Source organism: Mycobacteroides chelonae CCUG 47445 (genome assembly GCF_001632805.1).
Classification (GTDB): Bacteria; Actinomycetota; Actinomycetes; order Mycobacteriales; family Mycobacteriaceae; genus Mycobacterium; species Mycobacterium chelonae.
The window spans coordinates 2874148-2897571 of the sequence record NZ_CP007220.1 but is presented as its reverse complement, the minus strand read 5'-3'; the positions used below and the strand labels follow the sequence as shown (position 1 = coordinate 2897571).

The window sequence follows — 23424 nt, the reverse complement described above, 5'->3', positions numbered from 1 at the left end:
GACCACGGCGCGAAACATCGAGACCGCATAGGCGCTGTCAGGGGGTTTGGGCCGATCGACTTGGTTTCCAATCGACTTCCAACCTGTCGTCTATAGCGTAAGTAGTCGCGATCGCGGCGATTCGGCGTCGAAAGGTCAGGTGAGGTTATGCGAACCAGCGTTGTTGTGGTTGCGGCAGTCTTCTTAGCGGCAGGCACGTCCGGATGCCAGGCAACAATCAAGCCCGACGGAGCGGCCAAGTCTGTGACCGACATGGTTTCCGGCAAGACGGGATTCACGCCGACAGATGTGACGTGCCCGTCGGGAATGAAAGCCAAGGTTGGCGTCGAGTTCGATTGCCGATTCACCGGCCCCGAAGGGCCTTACACGGCACATATGCGTGTCACCAAGGTCGATGGCGAGAACGTTGAGTTCGCGATCGACTCCAAGCGCGGGTGACCGACACATGGCCTTGGGCCCTGTCGGATCCGATTGTCGCGTACCCGGCTAAACGTAACGGCGGCAATCGGTTTACCGTCTAGCAGGTTAACGCTCCGTAAGCAGCATGGATCTGCTTTCGCGATCGCGTTTCCTGCGCCAGGATGGCCGCATGGCTGAGATCGACCTCTCGCTGTTGGACGTTCCACGAACCGGGCCCATCACAGATCCCGAGGCCTACCTGCGTGCCGCGATCGCCTGGCATTTCGGCGAGGACACCGGGTCGGCGTTCTGGCTGCGCACCGCGCAGACTCTGAACTTCGACCCGTTGACCGACGTGAAGGTTTTCGAGGACCTTCGGCTGTTTCCGAACCTGGTCAACGAACTGCGCGTTGCACCCGTCGAAGACCTCATCCCGCGCGGCTATGGAACCCCGGTGCCGGTGCCCAAGATCTTCGAATCCGGTGGCACCACCGGCGCACCCAAACGCACGGCGCAACTACCCGATTGGGTTGAGCAGGTCACGCAATGGCAGGTCGAGGACTTCACCGCCGGCGGCTTCGTGGCAGGACAGGGTCTGTTGTTCCTCATGCCCAGTGGCCCGCACGGGGTCGGTCATTTCTCGCGTGCGGTCAGCGAGCGGCTGGGTTCGGTGTTCTATCCGGTGGATCTCGATCCACGGTGGGTCAAGAAACTCGCCGCACGCAACGCCACGGCCGAAGTGTCTGGTTATGTTGAGCACGTTCTGGAGCAGGCGCGGTTCGTGCTGCAGACCCAGAACGTGGCGAATCTGCACACCAGCCCGCCGCTGCTGGGCGCCATCGCCCGCGACGACGCCACGGTGGACCTGGTCAACCAGAAGATCCGCTACATACTGATCAGCGGCGCCCACGTAGACCTGGACACTCTCGATCTGCTCCGTGAGATCTTCCCGACGGCCGAGATCGCGATGGCGTTCGGCAGCACAATGATCTTGTCCCAGGCGAGGACTCGCGTTGACGGGGACACTTTTGTTTTCGATCCGCGGTCACCCTACGTCGTGTTCTGGGTGATTGATCCCGACACGGGGGAGTGTGTGCCCTACGGTGAGCGCGGCCAGGTGGTGATGAATCACATTAGCAAGGGCATGTTCATTCCCCACAACCTCGAACGCGACACCGCGATCCGAATGAAGGGCCCGGGCAATCAGATTGGTGATTCCGTCAGTGAGGTGGTCCCGGTCGCCAGCTTTGAGGGCGAGCCGGTGATCGAGGGCGTTTACTGATCGTGATTGCACTTGACGCCCTTGGCCCCGGTGGCGAGTACCGCACCCGAAACCGTGAGGTGATCACCGATGTGGCCGGAGCCCCGGTCGCCGAGCTGAGCATTGTGCCCCCGCTGTATGTGAGCCGCAGCATCCGTGCGCAGCGCAAGGTCAAGTCCTTCCCCTGTGATCGGTGTAACGCCGCGCTGGCAGACGCTGCCGCGATCTTCGTTGACGCGCACCTCGGCGGCCTCGGCTTTGAGCAATACGTCGGGGTGGTCAGCCGGGTGTCGGGGCTACCGATCGCGATTGCGCGGACCAGTGCGCTTGGTGTCGCAGACGCGGTACGGGGCGCCGCTGATTCGGTGGTGCCTGCCCGCCCGATGGGTGCGGCCATCGACTGGCGCGACGAGCGCACCCGGCGAGGAAGCGCGGTGTGGGCGCGCCGCGGTGAGGTGCTCGCCGTGCACGCGTCGGGAAACAGCCCTGGTGTGCACAGCACGTGGGCGCAGGCACTGGCGCTGGGTTATCGAGTGGCCATTCGTCCATCGCGGCGTGAACCTTTCACCGGACACCGGCTTATCAATGCCTTACGCCAGGCCGGATTTCGGCCCGAAGATGCCCTCTATCTACCCACCGACCATGTAGGCGCGGCTGAGATCATCGCCGCCGCCGACCTCGCCGTCGTCTACGGCGGACAAGACGTCGTAGACGGCTATGCCGACGACCCGACAGTGCTGACGAACGGGCCGGGCCGCACCAAGATCCTGATCACCGCCGAACAGGACTGGCGCGACTACCTTGACGTCATCGTCGAGTCGATCAGCGGGCAGGGTGGGATGGCCTGCACCAACGCCACCGCCGTTCTCTACGAGGGCGATCCGCGACCGCTGGCGGAAGCGATCGCCGCCAGGCTGACGACGATCCCGGCGCTTCCGATCACCGATGAACGCGCCGCGCTACCGGCTCAGCCTGTTGCGGCGGCCAGGCGCTATGCCGAGCACCTGGCGACCGTATCTCAGGGCACCACAGCGCTGCTGGGCGCCGAGCAGGTGGTCGCAGACCTCGGCGACGGCTCAGCGGTACTGCGACCGGCAGTACACCTGCTGGCACGACCCGACATCAGCCCACTCAACACGGAGCTGGCGTTCCCATGCGTGTGGGTCTCACCGTGGACACGCGCCGACGGCCTTGCCCCGCTGCGGCATTCCTTGGTGATCAACGCGATTACCAAGGACGAGCAGCTGATCGATGATCTGCTCAACGAGCCGACGGTGGCCAACGTGTACAGCGGCAGGCATCTCACGTCGTACGCGGCGCTGGACGTCCCACACGACGGATTTCTCGCGGACTTCTTGATGCGCACCAAGGGCATCATCCGCGACTGATGTCAGGGTTGAGGTGCCCAGGGGCCGTGGCCGCCAACCGACTCGACGCGGATGCGGGTGAGATACCCCTCGGGAGAGCCGGGCGGCGGGAAGTGCTCGTCGGAGCCCAGCAGGGCGATGGCCAGCTGGCTGAGCAGCTCGGGTGCGCCGCCTTCTACGACCCGAGCGGAACCGGTCACGGACAGGTACTCGCGCTGCTGTCCGGGCTGGCTGGGCGCCAGGATGGTCACGGCAACGTGGGGATCGCGCCGGATGTTGCGCAGCTTCTTGTAGTTGCCGGACAGATGAGCGGCCACCAGCTCGTCGCCCTCGGGTGTGGATTGCAAGGCAACCCACACCACGGACACCTGTGGGGTGCCGTCGGCATTGATGGTGACGAGTGTGGCATCAGCACCCGCCCCGATGAGTGCGCGCGCGGCGTCATGGAGTTCCATGTGTGGTAGCTACCTCTGTGCCGATGATTTCATTCCCGCACGGTGTCAATGTGCAGGAAAAAACCGCGCGATGGCGGGGCGCAGGCGCGAGACCTCGAAGTCGTCGATGGGCAGCGCGAGCTGCTCAAGAACCAGCCCGTTGACGGCGGTGAGCAGGTCGGCGGCAGCTGCCTCCGGACTGCTCACGCCGGCTCCGCGCAGCTCCTGGGCGAAGGCGGCGCGCTGGGTGGTGCCCCATTCGTCAAGGGTGGCCCGCAGGCTGGGGCGGCGAGCGACCTCGAGGAAGAATTCGTAGCGGGCGATTGCCGCGTCGCGGTCATCGGACAGGGTCTCGGTGACATAGCGGGCCAGCCGGTCGATGCGTTCGGAGATCTTCGCGTCGGGCAGCTCGGTGAACAGCGCCCGCACTTCTTCGATCTGCCGGGTGGCCAAGCGCCGCAGCGCTTCCTCCAGGAGCTGATCGAGGGTGCCGAAGTAGTAGCGGGCGATTCCATGAGTTGTCCCCGCCTCGGCGGCGACCGCCCGGTGCGTCACCGCGCGCGCACCCTCACGTGCCAGTAGACGGATCGCGGCATCCAAAAGCGACTCTCGGCGGGCAGCGCCCCGGGCCATGCGTGGCTCGCGCACCGGAGACGTCATGGGCGTCATCGTACTGGCGCACATTTCCTTAAACTTCTCCATTTGGAGAAAATAAGGGATACGGTGGCGCCTATCGACGAACGGCGGGAGGCCTCAATGACCAACACACTCATTACCGGCGCACTGGTGCGCACCTTCGACCCGGCCATCCCCGAGGCTGACGCGCTGGTGCTTTCGGACGGGCGCGTTGTCGCCGTGGGAGATCGGCGGGAGATGGACGATGCGGCCGGAACCGGTGCGCACCGCGTCGATGCCGAAGGCGCCGTAGTACTGCCCGGTCTGATCGACACCCACCCGCATGTCATGCATTTCGGGATGCTCTCCGGTGGACTGGTAGATCTGACCGATGCTGTCGATCACGCGGACATCGTAGCCAGAATCCGCGCGAAGGCCGCGGAAACCGAGCCGGGTGAATGGATCATGTGTACCCCGGTGGGCGAGCCGCACTACTTCATTCGCCGTTCGGAGCGCGACCTGGCCGAGCGGCATCTGCCCGATCGATGGATCCTGGACACCGCCACCGACGCGCATCCGGTGCTGATTCAGGCCTGGGCGCCGCGCATGCCGAATGTGGTGGCCTTCAACAGTGCTGGCCTGCGCACCGTGGGCCTGAGCGCACTCATCCCGGACCGGGTATGTGACGTCGAGATCGAGAAGAACGAGGCCGGTGATCTGACCGGGATCCTGCGCGGACCCGTCACCAACTACTACACCTACGACCCCTTTTGGGGACAGATCCTGACCAAGCTGCCGCGCCCGAGCCTGGAGAACGCCGTCTCCGGAACCCTCGCGGAAATGAGTCGCTATACCGCGCAAGGAATTACCAGCGTGTACGAGGGGCACGCCATGGAACCCGAACACGTGGCGCTGTACCGGCATTTACGCGCGACCAACGCGCTGAGCATGCGGGTGCTGGCGACTCTGGATGTCGAGTCCGTCATCTTCTATCCGTTTGATCCGCTGCCGCAGCACGAGTTCAGCGCCAGACTGCGCGAACTCGCCAGCCAGGCAGTCGATCTGGAGGACGACATGCTGCGCCTCAACGGGCTCACGATGAGTCCGGGCGGCCCATGCTTCTCTGGATACTTCGCGACCTACGAACCGTGCGCCGACCCCTTTGGGCGCCCCACGAGGGGCAAGCGCTTCCTGTCGCTGGACAAGGAGGAAGCATTTGTGCGGTTCTGTGCCACCGAGGGGATCCGTGCGAATCTGTGCCTGGGTGCGTTCCGAGAGCACGACGATTTCCTCGACATCGCCGAACGTGTTGTGCGCGAACACGATTTCCGTGACCAGCACTGGATTCTGCAGCACGCCATGACCATCACACCCAAGCAGGCTCAGCGATACGCGGATCTGGGATTTCAGGTGACCACCAGTGCGGGCTTCGCGTGGGGAAAGGGCGCCATGTATGGCGATCGCATCGGTCGGCACGTGTGGCAAGACCTGGAGCCGCTGCAGCGGTTGATCGACACCGGGCTTGATCTGGCCGGCGGCTCGGACTGGGGTCCGAAGAATCCGTGGGAGCAGATCGAGCTGGCCCAGACGCACCGTTTCGCAGGCAGCGACCATCGCAACGACGGGCCCGACCAGAAGATCTCGAGGCTCGAGGCACTGAAGATGTGGACGACGGGTGCAGCCGCGGTGCTGGGCTGGCCCGAAATCGGCTCACTGACAGCGGGCAACTATGCGGACGTGATCATCGCCGACCGAGATCCGCTGACCTGTCCGCTCGACGAGCTACGCGGCACGCGGGTGCTGCGGACCTACCTCGGCGGCGAGACGGTATACGACAGTGGCGAGTTGACTTCGCCGGCCGCACAATCGCAGGCGGTGCACTCGTGAGCTCGGCAGACAAAGTGCTCGACCGTGTCGACAGTCTTCGCGATGAGCTGCTCGACACACTTACCCACGCCATCGCGCTGCGCAGCGTGAATCCGACCTACCCCGACCAGGACTATGACGACCTGGTGGGCGGCGAATCCGATGTGGCGCGCCTGCTGGCCGGCGTCTACCGGCAGGGCGGAGCCGAAACGGAGCTTTTCGGCGAGGTGACCGGACGAGACAATGTGGTCGGTGTGCTTCGGGGTAGCGGGGGAGGGCGATCGCTGATCTTCAACGGCCACCTCGATGTCGTGCCCGCCAACGACTCCGACGAATGGACTCATGATCCGTTCTCGGGATTTATTGATGAGACCCACGTGTGGGGACGTGGCTCGGTGGACATGAAGAGCGGATTGGTGGCACAGGCTTTCGCTGCCAGGGCATTACGAGAATCAGGTGTGCAGCTGCGGGGCGATCTGATCCTGCAGGGCGTGGTCGGCGAAGAGAACTTCGAACATCACCTGGGTACCTCGGCCGTGCTTGCCCGCGGCTACAGCGCCGACGGTGCGATCATCGCCGAGCCCACCGGGGCGCGACGTCCTCTGACCGTCATGCCGGCTACCCCCGGCGTGCTCGTCATGCGCATCACCGTCAGCGGCCGCTCCGGTCACGCGTCGGCTCGTTCCCTGATGCGCCTCCAAGCGACCAACGCTCCAGATGCCGAACCCGTTGCGGTCAGCGCTATTGATGCCGCGCTGTCGATTCACGCGGCGCTGTGCGGGCTGGAAGTCCAGTGGGAGCAGACACGTACCGACCCACTCTTTGAGCGCGGGCAGTTCACCATCGGTCTGGACGTGATCGACGGGGGTGCCCGCAGTGGCCGCAATGTCGCCTTCATCCCTGACGAAACCGTGCTGGACTACGCGGTCTTCTACCCGCCCGCGGCCGACCTGGCCGACATCCAGGCCGAGATCCTCGAGACGGTGGCCGCCGTTGTCACGGCAGATCCCTGGCTGCGGCGTGAGCCTCCGCGCGTCGAATGGCCGATGCACTATCCGGGCGGGCGAACGGACAAGTGCGACCCGTTCTGCCAAACCGTGATCGCCGCACGCGAAGAGGCTGCCGCCGGGTCCACATTCAGTGGGCCCCCGGAGGTCCGACCATTCCCCACGGCAACCGATCTCACCTGGTTCACCGCTGCGGGGATTCCCGCTGTCGGCATGGGCCCGGGTGCGTTGGCCATGGCACACGCGGTGGACGAGCGCTGTGCGATCGACGAAATAGTCTGTGCCACCAAGGCCTACGCACTGGCCGCGATGCGTTGGTGCGGTGTGCAATGACCGAGACGGCCCAAAATACGCCGGTCGCCCCGTACATGGCGGTCGGGTTGTCGACCATTGTCCACGGCATCGGTAGACGAGACGACATCGCGCGCAACCTGGACAACATCGAGGAGGCCATCCATGCCGCGGTCTCGATTGTGGGCATCAACCTGCCGGTGAAGCTGGTCGCCCTCGCCGAGGGCGCGCTGACCGGCTTTACCGACGAGGTCTTCAACCTTCCGCATATCCGCAGTGCTCGTGAGCTTTTCATTGACATTCCGGGGCCGGAGACAGATCGCCTGGCCGCGCTGGCCCGGATGTATGAGACGTACATCATCGTGCAGTGCAAGGCCCGCTGGCCCGAGATCATCGCAGACCGATTCTTCAACGTCATGGTGGTGATCGCGCCCGACGGTGAGATCGTGCATCGAGCGGCCAAGAATCACGTCTGGTGCCGTGAGCACTCGTGTACCCCGCATGACGTGTACGACCGATGGGTACAGCTGTTCGGCGATGGGATCGATGCCTTTTATCCGGTGCTGCGTACCCCGGACATCGGCGCTATCGGCACGCTGTGTTGCAGCGACGGTGAGTATCCGGAGGCAGTGCGGGCTTTGGCATTCAATGGCGCCGAGGTGGTGTATCGGCCCAGCGAGGCGGTGCCGATGACAGCGGCCGGTTCGGACGCCGGCGGTACCTGGCTACTGCAGAACAGGGCACACGCGCACTTCAACGGTCTGTACATGGTGTGTCCCAACTCCGGACCCGTCTACTCCACACCGGCCACCGAGCATCCGGTCGACATCGCGGGCGGCAACGGTCACATTGTCGACTACTACGGGCAGGTGATCGGGCAGGCGTCTTCGGGGGCGAATGCGATTATCGCGGCGCCGGTGGATGTCGAGGCTCTGCGCCAGTTTCGCGCCATGAATTTGAACTCGAATTGGCTCAAAGATATCCGGACAGAGCTGTTTCGGCGTATGTACGACCGGTCGATCCACCCGGCCAATCTGTGGCTGCACCGTGAGCCGGGGCGCCACGCCGAGGTGGACGATATCTATCGATCCAACATCGCCAGGCTTGTTGACGCGGGAACGTATACCGAACCGGCTCATCGGTTTCCGGGCGCTCGTCATCTGCCGGGGCCCGGAGATGGCGATATGGACGCGGTCCTGGCGAACTGGTCGCCGTAGCACGGCGGGCACCGTCCCGAAATCGTTTACTGCAGAACGGTTGTGGTGTTCGTGCCGTAGGGGACCTGCGGGTTGGTGCCCAGCGGAGTGCGCGGGTTGGCGCCCTCATGGGTGGGCTCGTGAAATCCTCGGTCGTACAGGTTGGTGCCGGGCTGAGTGCAGGCCCCGCCGACCCGCGGTGCGCTGCCCGCGCACGCCGTCCGGCAGCTGTGGTTGTACGGCGTCTCGCCGGCCGAACACACCGGGAGGTCCGCGGCCGCCACGGGGGCGATGAACATCGCGGCCGAGGCACCCAGGGCTCCGGCGAATAGCGCGATGCCAGCGGGCAGGGAAACCATGAGGTTCAGAGCTCCTAAAAAAGCATGAATCGAAGTTGAACAAAAGGTTACACATCATAACGATTCGAATACTCAGAAGGTTTGCTGAGAAGTGCCCCTGTCGGTTTTTTAGTATCAAAAACCCAAGATATGCCCGTCTATTCGGCACGCCGGAATGTAGCTGCGTCCATCAGCCAGCTAACATGTAGGTTACCGGGGGAGGGTTATATGTGTGGCAACTGCTCGGCGGCGCTCACAGCGCGCGTAGGTAGCGCTGAGTTACCACACGTTGTAGCTGCTTGACCACCAGATTGCCCACCCGGACCCACCAGTACGACGGCCTGGAGAATGCGGTTATCTCGACGGAGACAACGTCATTGGATGGATCAAAGCGCACGATGAAGACCTCTTCGCCGGTTTCTGGGTGTCCGCGAAGCGTCCCGTATGCGAAACCGCGCCGATTCGGCTCGTCCACCACGTACACGATGCGGCACAGCGCCCAGAACGGCCACAGCCGCGTCATCACGTTCACGCCGACGGCGGCCTCCGGTGCCGACGTCTGAACCGGCAGCCCGATCCCACGTTGGATACCGAATTGCATGAGGCTTGCGGCAGCCTCGTCGAACCGCGCCCTACCCTTTCCGATCTGCCGAGATTCGCGCACATGGTGATATCCGGCGGGTAACTCGGTGGCCGTCGCGCCGATCTCGGAGTAGGTGAACGGGAGCTGGCTCAGCCGTGCAATATCCACCCCAATAACGTAGGGGAGTATGACCACCGAGGAAGCAGTAACAGCGCATGAGGGTGGCGGGTTCAATCCGCCCGACCCCACCCTCAAGGGCGGCCCCGACTACGGCCGTTTCATCGATGCACTGCGGACTCTGCAGGATCGCGCTCGCGCCGCCCTGCCACCCGATGAGGTGATCACCAATCTGGCCAACCAGCTCGAGGCCATGAACGAGCTGCTGGACCCGTACGAGGTTTCGGAGTGGGACTCGCCCTCGGGCCGTCGCACCGATCTTCCGCTGCGTGGAAACATCCTGCTGGTCCCGATGACAATCGATAGCTTCGACGACGGAGTGCTCACCGGCACAGCCACTTTCGGGCGCTACCACCTGGGCCGAAACGGGGCGGTGCATGGCGGATGTCTCGGCCTGCTCTTCGACACGATCATCGGCACCGGCACGATGCTGCTCACGGACCTGCGCAAGCTGCGTACCGCGTACCTGAACATCAACTACCGCAAGGTCACGCCGATCGAGAAGGAGCTGCAGTTCGACTGCACCCTGGACCGCGTCGAGGGCCGCAAGGTGTACCTGACCAGCAGATTGCTCGACGGCGACGATGTGCTCGCCGAGGCCGACGCTTTGTTTGTGAAGCTCAATCCCGGTCAGCCGTGAGCGGCCGTACCCGTCGGTGGGCCCGATGGCGCGACGGGGTGCGGGACCGTCCGGCATTGAACGTCTTCTACCGCATGGCGGTTGCGATCATCGGTCTGGCAGTGCTGGGTGCGGGCATCATTGCGATCCCCTATCCGGGGCCCGGCTGGGCGATCGTCTTCCTCGGCCTGGCGATTCTTGCCTCAGAGTTCTCTTGGGCAAGAAAGCTTCTCCACGCAGTCAGGGCCCGGTACGACAGGTTCATGGCCTGGTTTTCCACTCAACCTCAGTGGCTGCGGGGGATCGGGGTGCTGTTCACCGCGGCGTTGGTGGTGGTCACGCTGTGGGTGTTGGGTGCGGTCGGCTGGGTCGCCGCGCTGGTCGGAATCGAGGCGAACTGGCTGAAGAGCCCGCTAGGGCTTGGCAGCTGACCTGCGCCGCACCCGATCGATGACGGTCGCCCACAGCACCTTCGAGCCCGCCACGACCTCCGCGCCGGCATCGCGTGCCGAGATCATGCCCTTCATCATCAGCACCGCATCTGCCTTGTTGCGGGTCGAGGCCTTGCTGATGTGGCCGGTATCGAATGGCGGCCGCGGGTCGTACTCGATGCACAGCTGAGTGGCCTCGGCGCGCGGCTGTCCGGCGATCTCGCCGACGAGCCACAGACCAAGATCGAGCCCTGCGGACACCCCTGCGGCGGTAATCACCTTGCCGTCGCGGACGATTCGCTTGTCCCGCTGGGGATTGGCCCCAAAGGTCGTGAGCACCCGCTGCCCGGCCCAATGGCAGGTGGCGTCCTTGCCCTGCAAGATCCCGGCGGCGCCGAGAATGAGCGACCCGCTACATACCGATGCGGTCCACGTCGTGCCCAGGTGAACCTTCCGCAGCCAGGTGAGAACGCCGTCGTCGGCGGCGGTGCTCATGGTGGCCGGTATCGAGCCGCCGATCAGGACGATGTCCGGTGCCGGGGTCTCCTCGAAGGAATGCGTCGCGCCGACCACCAGGACACCGCTATCGGTCACTATCGGCCCCGGCTCGTGCCAGACGAATCGAAACTCGGCATCGGGCAGCCCCCTCAGCATTTCGTAGGGGCCTATCGCGTCGAGCGCCGTCATGCCCGGGTACGCCAGGATCGCTATCTGCATGGTTGCCATGGTTGTCGACCGATCACGGCGGCAGAAGTGGCCAGATAGACAGCATCCAACGAGATATTGCCAACAACGAGTTACGCTCGCCGTATGCATTCCGTTACGGCGGGCTGTTCGGGCGAGCCCCACTCGGTGCCCTTGGGTCGCTCGGGCGAGCCTCACTCGGTGCTCGTCCTCGCCCTTCCCGACACCATCGGGTTCGACCTGGCGACCGCTGTGGAGGTGTTTCGCCGCGTGCACCTTGCCGACGGCACCCGGCCCTACCGGGTGCGGGTGTGCGGAACGGCACCCGTCGTCTCTGCCGGACCGTTCGGTATCGCCACAGACCTTGGGCTTGAGGCTCTTTCGGGCGCTGACACGATCGTGGTGCCCGCGCGCAACGACGTGACCGCGCCCACGCCCGACGGCGTCATCGAGGCACTGCAGGCCGCGTACGCCCGCGGTGCGCGCATCGCGTCCATCTGCGCCGGAGCCTTCACGCTGGCCGAGGCCGGAATTCTGGACGGCAAGCGTGCCACCACGCACTGGCTAGCCGCTGATCTGTTTCGGAAGATGTATCCGGAAGTGCGCCTGGACGCCGATGTGCTGTACGTGGACGAGGGGCAGGTGCTCACGTCCGCCGGTGCCTCGGCAGGGCTCGATCTGTGTCTACACATGATCACGTGCGATCACGGCACGGCGGTGGCTTCCGAGGCGGCGCGGATGGCCGTGGCGCCGCTGCACCGGGACGGCGGTCAGGCCCAATACGTCATCCGGAACCGTCAGCGCACCGAGGCGGGTCTCGGCGAGATGCTGGCGTGGATTGAGCACAACGCCCATCGAGAACTTTCTCTGGAGGACCTCGCGGTCCAGGCATCCACCAGCGTGCGCAGCCTCAACCGGCGGTTTCGGGCCGAAACGGGGCAGACGCCGATGCAGTGGCTCACCGGCGTGCGGGTCCGTCATGCCCAGCAGCTGCTGGAATGTTCGGCGGACTCGGTGGAGTGGATCGGGCGCGAGGTGGGGTTCGGTTCACCTGCGAATTTCCGGGAGCAGTTCCGCCGGCTCACCGGGGTCTCCCCGCTCGCTTACCGGAATACCTTCCGGGCACGATCGGCCTGAGCGGTCTCGGTGCCCATCGGCTGGGAAGGCGCTGGTGCGGACCGATAGCATGAGTTCGCAAACCCCCCGTCTCTGAAGTGGAGAACTGCTGATGACTGCGCCCAACCCGTCTTCCCCTGTGCCCCCTATCCGGGTGCCGGCCGGGACGACGGCGGGGACCGCGGTACGCGAGGCAGGTCTGCCGGGCAAGGGCGAGGACGCCATCGTCGTCGTCCGTGTGGATGGTGCGTTGAAAGATCTGTCCTGGACTCCGGAGGTCGACACCGAGGTAGAGCCGGTTGCGGCCAACACCGAGGATGGACGCAGCGTCATCCGGCACTCGGCCGCCCACGTGCTGGCGCAGGCAGTGCAGGACCTGTTCCCGAAGGCCAAGCTTGGTATCGGTCCGCCGATTACCGATGGCTTCTACTACGACTTCGGGATCGATCACGCCTTCACCCCCGAGGACCTGGCTGCCCTCGAAAAGAAGATGAAGCAGATCATCAAGGAGGGGCAACGCTTTTCGCGCCGGGTGTACGGCTCGGTGGAGGATGCGCAGGCAGAATTGGCCAACGAGCCGTTCAAGCTGGAGCTTGTCTCCGATAAGTCGGGCGCCGACGATCCCGAGGTGATGGAGGTCGGCGGCGACGAGCTGTCCGCCTACGACAACCTGAATCCTCGTACCGGGGAACGGGAATGGTTCGACCTGTGTCGCGGCCCGCACATTCCCACCACCAAACACATCCCGGCGTTCCGGCTCACTCGCAGCTCCGCCGCCTACTGGCGCGGCAATCAGGCTAACGCCAGCATGCAGCGCGTCTACGGCACCGCCTGGGAGTCGCAGGAAGCGCTCGACAAGCACCTCGAACTGCTGGAAGAGGCGTTGCGGCGCGACCACCGCAAGCTCGGTGTGGAGCTCGATCTGTTCAGCTTCCCCGACGAAATCGGTTCCGGTCTGCCGGTTTTCCACCCCAAGGGTGGCATCATCCGCAAGGAACTGGAGGACTACTCGCGCGCCAAGCACACCGCCGCCGGGTACGAATTCGTCAACACTCCGCACATCACCAAGGAAAACCTGTATCAGACCTCCGGGCACCTGGACTGGTACTCCGACGGCATGTTCCCTCCGATGCACATCGACGCCGAACTCAATGACGACGGCACCGTGCGCAAGCCGGGGCAGAACTACTACCTCAAGCCCATGAACTGCCCGATGCACCATCTGATCTACCGGGCACGGGGCCGTTCGTACCGTGAATTGCCGTTGCGGCTCTTCGAATTCGGATCGGTCTACCGATACGAGAAATCCGGTGTGGTGCACGGTCTGACCCGGGTGCGGGGCATGACGCAGGACGACGCACACATCTACACCACCCGTGAGCAGATGCATGAGGAGCTGACGTCCCTGCTGCGGTTCGTGCTGGATCTGTTGTCCGATTACGGGCTCGACGACTTCTACCTTGAGCTGTCGACCAAGGACGAGACGAAATTCGTTGGATCCGATGAGGACTGGGAGCAAGCGACCAAGACCCTGGAGCAGGTGGCGCTCGATTCCGGGCTGCAGCTGGTCCCGGATCCGGGTGGCGCGGCGTTCTACGGTCCCAAGATCTCGGTGCAGGCCAAGGACGCGTTGGGGCGGTCCTGGCAGATGTCGACCATCCAGCTCGACTTCAACATGCCGGAGCGATTTGAACTGGAGTACACCGCTGCCGACGGAACCCGCCAGCGTCCGGTGCTCATCCACCGCGCACTGTTTGGCTCTATCGAGCGGTTCTTCGGTGTGCTCACCGAGCACTACGCGGGTGCCTTCCCGGCCTGGCTATCGCCGGTGCAGGCTGTCGGTATCCCGATCGCCGACGCCCACGCGCCGTACCTGAGCGACATTGTCTCGCAGCTCAAATCGCAGGGCATCCGTGCAGAGATCGATGTCAGCGATGATCGTATGAACAAGAAGATCGTCAACCACACCAACCAGCGCGTGCCGTTCTTGCTGCTGGCCGGCGATCGTGATGTGGAGGCGGGTGCGGTGAGCTTCCGCTTCCGCGACCGTACTCAGGTGAACGGAGTGCCCCGTGATGAGGCCGTGGCCGCCATCATCGATTGGGTGAACAGACACGAGAATGTTTCTCCGACCGCCGAATTGATGAAGCTGGGGTCCCGTGACTGACGAGGACTCGACCATCACCGACCGGGGAGTGGGCGACCCCGATCACCTGCAGCGGCTCTGGACCCCGCACCGGATGACCTACCTGGTGGAGGCGGTGAAGTCGAGTGGGGCGGAGTCCGCTCCGTTCACCGACATTCCCGAGATGGCCGACGAAGACGGTCTGGTGGTGGCGCGCGGGGAGCATGTGTACGCGGTGCTCAACTTGTATCCGTACAACCCGGGACATCTCATGGTGGTTCCGTATCGGCAGGTCGCCGAGCTCGAGGACCTCACCGAGAATGAGAGCCGCGAACTGATGGCGTTCACCCAGAAGGCGATTCGGGTGATCAAGAAGGTATCTCGCCCGCACGGTTTCAACGTGGGACTCAACCTGGGCACAGCGGCAGGTGGGTCGCTGGCCGAGCACTTGCATCAGCATGTGGTGCCGCGCTGGGGCGGCGACGCCAACTTCATCACCATTATCGGTGACTCCAAGGTGCTGCCGCAGCTACTGCGGGACACCCGCCAGCTACTCGCCAGCGCCTGGGAGCAGCTGCCATGAGCGGCTTCCTGTCCCGGGAGACTTTCGCGAAGATCATCAACCCGCTTGCCAGTGCGGTGCTGCGCGCGGGATTCACCCCGGACACCGTCACCATCTTCGGGACCGCTGCGACGGTCGTCGCCGCGCTCACCTTGTTCCCGACGGGCCATCTGTTCTGGGGTGGCATGGCGGTCTGGCTGTTCACCATGTTCGACATGCTTGACGGAGCGATGGCGCGGGCCCGTGGTGGTGGCACCAGATTCGGCGCGGTGCTGGATGCCACGTGTGATCGTGTGGCCGATGGCGCGGTGTTCGCCGGGCTGCTGTGGTGGGCGGCATTCGGTTGGGGATCAACATCTTTGGTCGTCGCCACATTGATCTGCATGATCACCTCGCAGGTGATCTCGTACGTGAAGGCACGGGCCGAGGCCTCCGGACTACGTGCCGACGGCGGGCTGATCGAGCGCCCGGAACGGCTCATCATCGTGCTTGCCGGAGCGATCTTCAGCGGTGGGTTCGGGTTACCGGAACCGCTGCATGTGGCGATGTGGGTGCTGGCGATCGCGAGCCTGGTGACGGTGGCGCAGCGCATGCACGCGGTGCGCACATCTCCCGGAGCACTCGATCTGCTGCCCAATTCCGATGCAGGACAGGACACCGCGGAGACGAATCAGTCATGAGTGTGTGGGGCGAACGCGCTGCCGACTGGGGGTACGCCGCCGGCTGGAATCTGACGCAGGTGACGCCAGATCTGCTTGCCCGCGCCATCTTCGATGTCGGTGCCATGGTGGGTGCCCGTAACGGTGGACCCGAGCAGCTGCGCAAGAACCTGGCCCGGGTGCTTGGCGTGCATCCGCGTGAGGTGCCCGACCGGCTGATGATCGACTCGATGCGTTCCTATGCCCGGTACTGGCGTGAAGCGTTCCGGCTGCCCTCGCAGAACATGGAACGGCTCGCCGGTCGTTTGGACAGCAGTGCGTTCGGGCGTCGAAACATCGACGCGTCCCAGGATTGTGGACGGGGCACCATCATCGCCCTGCCGCACAGCGGAAACTGGGACATGGCGGGGGTGTGGTTGGCCCAAACCTATGGGACGTTCACCACGGTGGCCGAGCGTCTGAAACCCGAGTCGCTGTACCGCCGGTTCCTGGACTACCGGGAAACCCTTGGCTTCGAGGTGCTCGCGTCCAGCGGCGACTCCACCGGGCCGTACGAGACGCTGGCAACGCGCCTACGGGAAAATCGCGTCGTCTGCCTCATGGCCGATCGCGATTTGAGCCGCAGTGGCGTCCCCGTCGACTTCTTCGGCGCAGAGGCGCGGATGCCCGCGGGGCCGGCCCGGCTGGCGATCGACACCGGAGCACGCCTGCTGCCGGCACACTGCTGGTTCGAGCCGCACGGTCAATGGGGGGTGCGGATCCAAGAGCCCATCGATACGTCGTCAGGCGATGTTGCGGTGGTCATCCAGGCGCTCGCTGACGAGTTCGCCGCCAATATCGCCGAGCGCCCGGCGGATTGGCATATGTTGCAGCCGCTCTGGCTCGACGATCTGTCCGAAGAGCGTCGCACCCGTTTGCAGACCTCGCCGGCCCAACCGGCGTCGGAGAACCATCCCGCGCCCGTCCGGGAACCGGAGACTGACGGTCGGGCGGCCCCCCGGGAGACTGATCCCGTTGGTGGGCAGGCGTAATGCGCATCGGGATGGTCTGCCCGTACTCCTTTGATGTACCGGGTGGCGTCCAGTCCCATGTGGTGCAGTTGGCGGAGGTCATGCGGGACCGCGGACACCACGTCAGCCTGCTCGCACCGTCCTCATCGGACGTAGAGCTGCCCGAGTTCGTGGTGTCCGGCGGCAAGGCCGTCCCCATTCCGTACAACGGTTCGGTGGCGCGGCTGCGGTTCGGCCCGGCCACCTATGCCAAGACCCGGCGCTGGCTGGTCGACGGCGACTTCGATGTGTTGCACCTGCATGAACCCAACGCGCCAAGTCTGTCCATGCTGGCGCTTATGGTGGCCGAGGGCCCGATCGTCGCTACCTTCCACACGTCTACGACGAAGTCGTTGACGCTGAGCGTCTTTCAGGCGGTGTTGCGCCCGTGGCACGAAAAGATCGTCGGCCGGATCGCGGTCTCCGAGTTGGCCCGGCGCTGGCAGATGGAGGCACTCGGATCCGACGCGGTCGAGATTCCCAACGGCGTCGATGTCCGGTCCTTTTCCGGGGCGCCGATGCTGGAGGGCTACCCGCGGGCAGGTAAGACGGTGCTTTTCCTGGGCCGCTATGACGAGCCACGCAAGGGCATGGACGTATTGATGGGGGCGCTGCCGAAGATCGCGGCCAGCTTCTCCGATGTGGAGATCCTGATTGTTGGTCGTGGAGATGAGGCCGAACTCCGCACGCAGGCAGGGCCATTGGCCAAGCATCTGCGCTTCCTCGGGCAGGTGGACGATGCCACCAAGGCCTCGGCCATGCGCAGTGCGGACGTCTACTGCGCCCCCAATATCGGCGGCGAGAGCTTCGGCATCGTGTTGGTGGAGGCGATGGCGGCGGGTACCGCGGTAGTGGCCAGCTCGCTGGACGCCTTCCGCCGGGTGCTCCTGGACGGCTCGGCGGGCCGGTTGACACCCACAGGTGATGCGGATGCCTTGGCGGCGGCCATCATCGACGTGCTCGGTGACGATGAGGCCCGCGCAGAGCTGGTGGCGGCAGGCACCGAGGCGGTGCAGCGGTACGACTGGTCGGTGGTCGCGCAGCAGATCATGCTCGTCTACGAGACCGTCACCGCTTCCGGGGCGCGTGTGAAGGTCGACAGTTGGTGACCTTCTCGGCGTTGACCGTCATCGTCATCGCCCTCATCGGCACGCTGGTCGCGCTGGGCCTGCTGTGGGCCTATCTGGTGGCCAACCGGCTGGACCGCCTGCATGTGCGCAGCGACCTGTCCTGGCAAGCCCTCGATGCCGCGTTGGCGCGCCGCGCCGTCGTCGCGCGGGCGGTAGGAGATGCGCTCAAGGACGACCAACTGATCAAACTCGCCGCGAAAGCCGAGCGGGCCGAACGTGACCGGCGCGAGTACGCGGAGAACCAGTTGGCCTCGGCGTTGTCCACCGTGGACTCCGAGCGGCTGCGCCCCGCGCTGGTGGCCGAGCTCGCGGACGCCGAGACGCGGGTGCTGATCGCGCGGCGCTTCCACAACGACGCCGTGCGCGACACCCTGGCCCTGCGGGTGCGCCGACCGGTGCGCTGGTTGCGTCTGGGCGGAACCGCGCCGATGCCAACATATTTCGAAATCATCGACCGCCAGGGTGCGGGTACCGAAGACCCGGCCCTGGCCAACTTCCGTACCTCGGCGCGGATCATCCTGCTCGATGAGGATGGCCGGGTGCTGCTGCTGCGCGGCTTCGATCCCGCCGCCCCCAGCCCGGCGGTGCATTGGTGGTTCACCGTGGGCGGACAGACGTTGCCGGGGGAGAAGCTGTGCGATGGCGCGGTGCGCGAGCTGGTCGAGGAGACCGGCTTATCGGTTCCCTCCGGACGCCTCGTAGGCCCGCTGTGGCGTCGGGTGGCCGTCTTCGACTTCAACGGAACCACCATTCGCTCCGAGGAATTGTTCTTCGTGCACCGGACCAAGAGGTTCGAACCGGCGACGGACGGCCGCACGAATTTGGAGCAGCGCTACATCACCGGGCACCGCTGGTGCGACGCCGGCGAGATCGCCGCGCTCGCGGCCTCGGGAGAGCAAGTTTTCCCGAATCAGCTGGGAGAGCTGCTCGGAGAGGCCGCCACTGCCGCAGATGCGGTGGCCGCCGGTGGGCGCCGCGACCCGATCCTCATCGGGTGAGCCCGGTCACCGCACCTCCCGGGACAAAATCGCTGGTGTGGCCGCATTAGACTGGTGGCAGAAACCGACATCCAGGAGCCCTCAGTTGACTAGCACGACCAACGGAACGTCCCCCGAGACCGGAACCGGCACCGCGCGCGTCAAGCGCGGCATGGCCGAGATGCTCAAGGGCGGCGTCATCATGGACGTCGTTACGCCGGAACAGGCGAAGATCGCCGAAGATGCCGGTGCTGTCGCTGTCATGGCGCTGGAGCGGGTGCCCGCGGACATTCGCGCCCAGGGCGGCGTGTCCCGCATGAGCGATCCGGACATGATCGACGGCATCATCAGCACCGTCAGCATTCCGGTCATGGCCAAGGCCCGCATCGGGCATTTCGTCGAGGCGCAGATCCTGCAGAGCCTGGGCGTGGACTACATCGACGAGTCGGAGGTGCTGACCCCGGCCGACTACACCAACCACATCGACAAGTGGAAGTTCACCGTGCCGTTCGTGTGTGGCGCCACCAACCTGGGCGAGGCGCTGCGCCGCATCACCGAGGGGGCGGCCATGATCCGTTCCAAGGGTGAGGCCGGTACCGGTGACGTGTCCAACGCGACGACTCACATGCGCAAGATCGGTGGCGAGATCCGTCGGCTCACTTCGTTCTCCGAGGATGAGTTGTACGTTGCCGCAAAGGAACTGCAGGCACCGTATGACCTTGTGGTCGAGGTTGCTCGCGCCGGCAAGCTGCCGGTCACGCTGTTCACCGCCGGTGGCATCGCGACACCTGCCGATGCCGCGATGATGATGCAGCTGGGCGCCGAGGGTGTGTTCGTCGGATCCGGAATCTTTAAGTCCGGCAACCCCGAGCAGCGCGCCGCGGCGATCGTGAAGGCCACCACCTTCTACGACGATCCGGACGTGCTGGCCAAGGTGTCGCGCGGACTGGGTGAAGCGATGGTCGGCATCAACGTGGAGGACATCGCGCAGCCGCATCGGCTCGCCGAGCGCGGCTGGTAAAACCATCTGATGGCCGATATCGAAGAGATCCTGACGCTCGAGCAGCTCGAAAAGGACATCTTCCGAGGCAACGTCACCCCGAGCAGCCTGCGCCGCACCTTCGGCGGCCAGGTTGCGGGGCAATCGTTGGTCTCGGCCGTCCGCACCGTCGAGCCGCAGTACCTGGTGCATTCCCTGCACGGATACTTCCTGCGGCCCGGAAATCCCAACGAGCCCACTGTGTTTCTCGTTGATCGGGTACGCGACGGCCGCTCGTTCAGCACCCGTCGGGTCACCGCGATCCAGGACGGGCAGGCGATCTTCAGCATGTCGGCCTCCTTCCAGACGCTGGACACCGGCATCGAGCATCAGGATCTGATGCCGCCCGTCCCGACGCCCGAAGACCTGCCCGATGTGCAGGATGCGGAGGGGTCGTTCAGCCACGACCTCTTCCGGCAGTTCGCTGAATGGGACATCCGGATCGTCCCCGACGAGCTGATGGACCGGAACCCGCGGCTGGCCGCGCAGCAGCGGGTGTGGTTCCGCTGCCGCAAGCAGCTTCCGGATGATCCGGTGCTGCACATCTGCGCGCTGGCCTACATGAGCGATCTGACGCTGCTGAGTTCTTCCAAGGTGCCGCACCGGGACGCGGTACTGCAGACCGCATCCCTGGATCATGCGCTGTGGTTCCTGCGTCCATTCCGTGCCGATGAATGGCTGCTGTACGACGAGACGTCGCCGTCGGCCGGATACGGGCGGGCGCTGACTCAGGGCCGGATCTTCGATCGCGAGGGCCGGATGGTCGCGGCGGTGGTACAGGAGGGATTGACCCGGTACGAGCGCAACCCCGACGAGGCGTCGATCGCCAAGGGGAACATGGCGTGAGCCCGTTGATCGGCGTGCTGGCATTGCAGGGCGATGTCAGGGAACATGTTGCTGCTCTGGAAGATTCGGGTGCAGACGCGCTTGGCGTGCGCCGTCCCGACGAACTCTCCAAGGTGGACGGGCTGGTCATTCCCGGCGGGGAGTCGACCACCATGAGCAACTTACTGCGCGTGTTCGAACTGCTGGACCCGCTCACCGAGCGTCTGCGTGGTGGTCTGCCGGTGTACGGGTCCTGCGCGGGCATGATCCTGCTGGCCAGCGAGATACTCGATACCCGCCCGGATGCGGTGGCGCTGGGAGCGATCGATATGACGGTGCGGCGCAACGCCTTCGGGCGCCAGGTGGACTCGTTCGAGGGTGATCTGGATTTCGTGGGGCTCGATGGCGGGCTGCACGCGGTGTTCATCAGGGCGCCGTGGGTGGAGCGGGTCGGCACAGACGTCGAGGTGCTGGCCACCGCGCAGGGGCATCCGGTCGCGGTGCGGCAGGGCAGTGCGTTGGCGACGTCGTTTCACCCCGAGGTCACCGGGGACCGGCGAGTGCACCAATTGTTCGTCGACATGGTGCGCGCTTCCTAGGTGTCATCGACCGCATACCAGGTGCGGCCGTAGCGCCCGATTTTTCGGCGTGCGGTATGCGCTCGACGCGGTGGTTACCAGCGCAGCATGGGCATCGGGCGCAGCGGATGCTTCAGCGTCCACTGTCCGGCCGTCCGCAATAAGAATCCGTGAAAACCGCCGTATGGCAGTGCCTCCACGACCTCGCGTACATCGGAGCGTTCCAGACCGGTCCAGGCGTAGAGCCCGCGGAACGCATCGACCCGATCACCCAAGCGGAACATCTCGACCCACAGATCGTCCGCTGACCTCAGCTTGTGGTGATCGGCCACCATCGCCTTGACCCGGCCGACGTCGGTGATACCGAACTCCGGCGCCAGCTGCTCGGCCAGTGCCACCGAGGGATCCAGGTAGTCCCAGGTCCCTGCCGTCCAGATGCCGATATCGTGCGTGGCCCACGCCAGCGCGATGTCGGGCGGGGCTTGCGTCATGCCGAGAAGACGGAGCTGGTAGTTCATGCCCCGGTACAGGTGATTGCGGTAATCGGTGAGGCTGTCTCCGACGGTTGACGCGTATCGGTCCAGGACAGTGTCGACAATCGGGTCGGCTACCAGGACAGTCATGTGATTCACCCTAGGTGCGCGAGTACACTCGGGCAGCGCAGAAGTGCGACAGAACCTAGAGAAAGTAGTACAGGGGTACATGAGCGGCCATTCCAAGTGGGCCACCACCAAGCATCAGAAGGCCGTCAAAGACGCGCGCCGTGGCAAAGAGTTCGCCAAGCTGATCAAGAACATCGAGGTCGCCGCGCGTACCGGCGGCGGTGATCCGTCTGGTAACCCGACGCTCTACGACGCCATCCAGAAGGCTAAGAAGACCTCGGTACCCAACGACAACATCGAGCGGGCGCGCAAGCGCGGCGCCGGCGAAGAGGCTGGCGGTGCCGACTGGCAGACCATCATGTACGAGGGCTATGGCCCCAACGGCGTCGCGGTGCTCATCGAGTGCCTGAGTGACAACCGCAACCGCGCTGCCGGTGAGGTTCGGGTCGCGATGACGCGTAACGGCGGCAGCATGGCGGATCCGGGTTCGGTGTCGTACCTGTTCTCCCGCAAGGGCGTTGTGACGCTGGAGAAGAACGGCCTGTCCGAGGACGACGTGCTCACGGCCGTGCTGGAGGCGGGCGCCGAGGAGGTCAACGACCTCGGCGAGACCTTCGAAGTCATCTCCGAGCCCACTGACTTGATCGCGGTCCGTCAGTCACTGCAAGAGGCCGGGATCGACTACGAGTCGGCGGAGGCCAGCTTCCAGCCGTCGATGAGCGTGCCCGTCGACGTCGACACCGCCCGCAAGGTGTTCAAGCTAGTCGACGCGCTGGAAGACAGCGACGACGTGCAGAACGTCTACACCAACGTGGATTTGTCCGACGAGGTGCTCGCCGCGCTCGACGAAGACTGACCTGCAGCCCAGAACGCCAGGGTCACGACCGCGGTGGTGACCAGGACGGCACCGATGGTGTCGGTGAAGTAGTGATACCCGCAGGCGACCTGCCCGAGTAGTCCGAGCATGCTGACGATCGCGGCGGCGATGTACGCCCAAAGGGCTCCGCCGGCGACCAGCACCAGCATCCCCGTCACGGCCACCACGAAGGTGGTGTGGCCGCTGGGATAAGCGAGGTATCCGCCCTTCTCGCGGCCGACGAGCATCTTGGTGGCCTGGGTGGTCCAGTTCGCGATGAAGGGGCAGACGAGAACAACTGTCGCGACCCGCCAGCGCCGCCGATACAGCTCGAACCCGACGCACACCACGAGCACCGGAACCAAGAACACCCAATCGGTGAAGAACAGCAGCCAGCGTGGCTGCACCCCGAACGCGACCTGGGTCGCATCGAAAAACCACCTGTCAAGCGGCGTTGAACCCTTCCCGACGGAGAACCCGAGCACCAGCATCAAGATCACGCCGAGGGGAGGCCACCACTGAACCGTTTTCTCGCTGGGCAGTTTTCCGACAGACACTCCGACGACAGTAATCGGACCCAGACGGCGGGCCCGAATCGTGCCGATGGCCGGGAATCAAATGTCACTGGACGGCGTTAC

General features: G+C 64.9%; 26 protein-coding genes and 1 pseudogene. 20 read left to right on the top strand and 7 right to left on the bottom strand.

Translation table 11 applies throughout. The features are described 5' to 3' along the window. Window positions 1-147: 147 nt before the first annotated feature. The 3 genes from BB28_RS14260 to BB28_RS14250 all read left to right on the top strand — a co-directional run bounded on the left by BB28_RS14260 (window position 148) and on the right by BB28_RS14250 (window position 3048). Window positions 148-438, top strand: a complete 291-nt coding sequence (locus tag BB28_RS14260; RefSeq protein ID WP_046253969.1) for a DUF4333 domain-containing protein — start codon at window positions 148-150, stop codon at window positions 436-438. Window positions 439-589: 151 nt separating this feature from the next. Beyond that, on the top strand, window positions 590-1681 hold the full coding sequence (locus BB28_RS14255) for a phenazine antibiotic biosynthesis protein (RefSeq protein WP_046255839.1): 1092 nt from the start codon (window positions 590-592) through the stop codon (window positions 1679-1681). 2 nt (window positions 1682-1683) lie between these two features. Beyond that, entirely contained in the window at window positions 1684-3048 is a 1365-nt protein-coding gene (locus tag BB28_RS14250) for an aldehyde dehydrogenase family protein (protein WP_046253968.1), read from the top strand. Between the two features lie 2 nt (window positions 3049-3050). On the opposite strand, the gene BB28_RS14245 is transcribed toward BB28_RS14250, so the two are convergent. Continuing rightward, window positions 3051-3482, bottom strand: coding sequence for a PPOX class F420-dependent oxidoreductase (locus BB28_RS14245; protein ID WP_046253967.1), 432 nt, complete (start codon window positions 3480-3482; stop codon window positions 3051-3053). Window positions 3483-3527: 45 nt separating this feature from the next. Continuing rightward, a complete protein-coding gene (locus tag BB28_RS14240; RefSeq protein ID WP_064393512.1) occupies window positions 3528-4121 on the bottom strand; it encodes a TetR/AcrR family transcriptional regulator in 594 nt (197 codons plus the stop codon). Between the two features lie 96 nt (window positions 4122-4217). On the opposite strand from BB28_RS14240, the gene BB28_RS14235 reads away from it, so the two are divergent. From BB28_RS14235 to BB28_RS25570, 4 genes and pseudogenes are all read left to right on the top strand, one after another. Continuing rightward, window positions 4218-5963 carry an amidohydrolase gene (locus tag BB28_RS14235; RefSeq protein WP_046253966.1) on the top strand — a complete coding sequence of 582 codons (1746 nt, stop codon included), beginning with the start codon at window positions 4218-4220 and terminating at the stop codon, window positions 5961-5963. Continuing rightward, window positions 5960-7282 carry a M20 family metallopeptidase gene (locus BB28_RS14230; RefSeq protein WP_046253965.1) on the top strand — a complete coding sequence of 441 codons (1323 nt, stop codon included), beginning with the start codon at window positions 5960-5962 and terminating at the stop codon, window positions 7280-7282. The genes BB28_RS14235 and BB28_RS14230 overlap by 4 nt, the downstream gene beginning before the upstream one ends. Further along, a pseudogene (locus tag BB28_RS14225) lies at window positions 7279-8175 on the top strand (nitrilase-related carbon-nitrogen hydrolase); the annotation flags it as partial. The gene BB28_RS14230 and the pseudogene BB28_RS14225, both read left to right, overlap by 4 nt. 99 nt (window positions 8176-8274) lie before the next feature. Beyond that, entirely contained in the window at window positions 8275-8457 is a 183-nt protein-coding gene (locus BB28_RS25570) for a hypothetical protein (RefSeq protein ID WP_030093635.1), read from the top strand. Between the two features lie 26 nt (window positions 8458-8483). Here the strand turns inward: BB28_RS25570 and BB28_RS14220 are convergent, their stop codons facing one another. Continuing rightward, entirely contained in the window at window positions 8484-8795 is a 312-nt protein-coding gene (locus tag BB28_RS14220) for a hypothetical protein (RefSeq protein WP_046253964.1), read from the bottom strand. Window positions 8796-9027: 232 nt separating this feature from the next. Further along, window positions 9028-9525: a DUF1990 family protein gene (locus BB28_RS14215; RefSeq protein ID WP_046253963.1), complete on the bottom strand. Its 498-nt coding sequence runs from the start codon at window positions 9523-9525 to the stop codon at window positions 9028-9030. A 19-nt stretch (window positions 9526-9544) separates the two neighbouring features. On the opposite strand from BB28_RS14215, the gene BB28_RS25565 reads away from it, so the two are divergent. Further along, window positions 9545-10174, top strand: coding sequence for a PaaI family thioesterase (locus BB28_RS25565; protein WP_046253962.1), 630 nt, complete (start codon window positions 9545-9547; stop codon window positions 10172-10174). Next, complete coding sequence (locus tag BB28_RS25560; RefSeq protein ID WP_046253961.1) at window positions 10171-10584, top strand: TIGR02611 family protein; 414 nt, start codon at window positions 10171-10173, stop codon at window positions 10582-10584. Before BB28_RS25565 ends, BB28_RS25560 begins: the two co-directional genes overlap by 4 nt. Here the strand turns inward: BB28_RS25560 and BB28_RS14200 are convergent. Then, complete coding sequence (locus BB28_RS14200) at window positions 10567-11301, bottom strand: DJ-1/PfpI family protein (protein WP_046255836.1); 735 nt, start codon at window positions 11299-11301, stop codon at window positions 10567-10569. The two genes, BB28_RS25560 and BB28_RS14200, sit on opposite strands and share 18 nt — an antisense overlap. A 93-nt stretch (window positions 11302-11394) precedes the next feature. Here BB28_RS14200 and BB28_RS14195 point away from each other — a divergent pair, with 93 nt between their 5' ends. The 10 genes from BB28_RS14195 (at window position 11395) to pdxT (ending at window position 21349) form a co-directional block, all read left to right on the top strand. After that, window positions 11395-12405, top strand: coding sequence for a GlxA family transcriptional regulator (locus BB28_RS14195; protein WP_081252265.1), 1011 nt, complete (start codon window positions 11395-11397; stop codon window positions 12403-12405). 91 nt (window positions 12406-12496) lie between these two features. Further along, entirely contained in the window at window positions 12497-14551 is a 2055-nt protein-coding gene (gene thrS, locus BB28_RS14190) for a threonine--tRNA ligase (protein WP_046253960.1), read from the top strand. Next, the gene (locus tag BB28_RS14185) at window positions 14544-15092 is read left to right on the top strand and encodes an ATP adenylyltransferase (protein WP_030093627.1); all 549 of its coding nucleotides are present in this window, start codon (window positions 14544-14546) and stop codon (window positions 15090-15092) included. The genes thrS and BB28_RS14185 overlap by 8 nt, the downstream gene beginning before the upstream one ends. Then, window positions 15089-15751: a phosphatidylinositol phosphate synthase gene (pgsA, locus tag BB28_RS14180; RefSeq protein WP_046253959.1), complete on the top strand. Its 663-nt coding sequence runs from the start codon at window positions 15089-15091 to the stop codon at window positions 15749-15751. Before BB28_RS14185 ends, pgsA begins: the two co-directional genes overlap by 4 nt. Then, on the top strand, window positions 15748-16761 hold the full coding sequence (locus BB28_RS14175) for a phosphatidylinositol mannoside acyltransferase (protein WP_046253958.1): 1014 nt from the start codon (window positions 15748-15750) through the stop codon (window positions 16759-16761). The genes pgsA and BB28_RS14175 overlap by 4 nt, the downstream gene beginning before the upstream one ends. Further along, complete coding sequence (locus BB28_RS14170) at window positions 16761-17888, top strand: glycosyltransferase family 4 protein (RefSeq protein ID WP_046253957.1); 1128 nt, start codon at window positions 16761-16763, stop codon at window positions 17886-17888. Before BB28_RS14175 ends, BB28_RS14170 begins: the two co-directional genes overlap by 1 nt. After that, the gene (locus tag BB28_RS14165; RefSeq protein ID WP_046253956.1) at window positions 17885-18907 is read left to right on the top strand and encodes an NUDIX hydrolase; all 1023 of its coding nucleotides are present in this window, start codon (window positions 17885-17887) and stop codon (window positions 18905-18907) included. Before BB28_RS14170 ends, BB28_RS14165 begins: the two co-directional genes overlap by 4 nt. A gap of 85 nt (window positions 18908-18992) precedes the next feature. Further along, window positions 18993-19907 (top strand): pyridoxal 5'-phosphate synthase lyase subunit PdxS, encoded by a 915-nt coding sequence (pdxS, locus tag BB28_RS14160; RefSeq protein WP_064393598.1) that lies wholly within the window; start codon window positions 18993-18995, stop codon window positions 19905-19907. A gap of 9 nt (window positions 19908-19916) precedes the next feature. Next, complete coding sequence (locus BB28_RS14155; protein ID WP_046253955.1) at window positions 19917-20771, top strand: acyl-CoA thioesterase; 855 nt, start codon at window positions 19917-19919, stop codon at window positions 20769-20771. A gap of 8 nt (window positions 20772-20779) precedes the next feature. Further along, window positions 20780-21349 carry a pyridoxal 5'-phosphate synthase glutaminase subunit PdxT gene (pdxT, locus tag BB28_RS14150; RefSeq protein WP_046255833.1) on the top strand — a complete coding sequence of 190 codons (570 nt, stop codon included), beginning with the start codon at window positions 20780-20782 and terminating at the stop codon, window positions 21347-21349. Window positions 21350-21423: 74 nt separating this feature from the next. On the opposite strand, the gene BB28_RS14145 is transcribed toward pdxT, so the two are convergent. Continuing rightward, complete coding sequence (locus BB28_RS14145; protein WP_046253954.1) at window positions 21424-21951, bottom strand: hypothetical protein; 528 nt, start codon at window positions 21949-21951, stop codon at window positions 21424-21426. Between the two features lie 79 nt (window positions 21952-22030). Between BB28_RS14145 and BB28_RS14140 the strand changes: the two genes are divergently transcribed. Continuing rightward, entirely contained in the window at window positions 22031-22786 is a 756-nt protein-coding gene (locus BB28_RS14140; RefSeq protein ID WP_046253953.1) for a YebC/PmpR family DNA-binding transcriptional regulator, read from the top strand. Here the strand turns inward: BB28_RS14140 and BB28_RS14135 are convergent. Further along, a complete protein-coding gene (locus BB28_RS14135) occupies window positions 22732-23343 on the bottom strand; it encodes a phosphatase PAP2 family protein (RefSeq protein WP_109550689.1) in 612 nt (203 codons plus the stop codon). The two genes, BB28_RS14140 and BB28_RS14135, sit on opposite strands and share 55 nt — an antisense overlap. Between the last annotated feature and the right edge of the window lie 81 nt (window positions 23344-23424).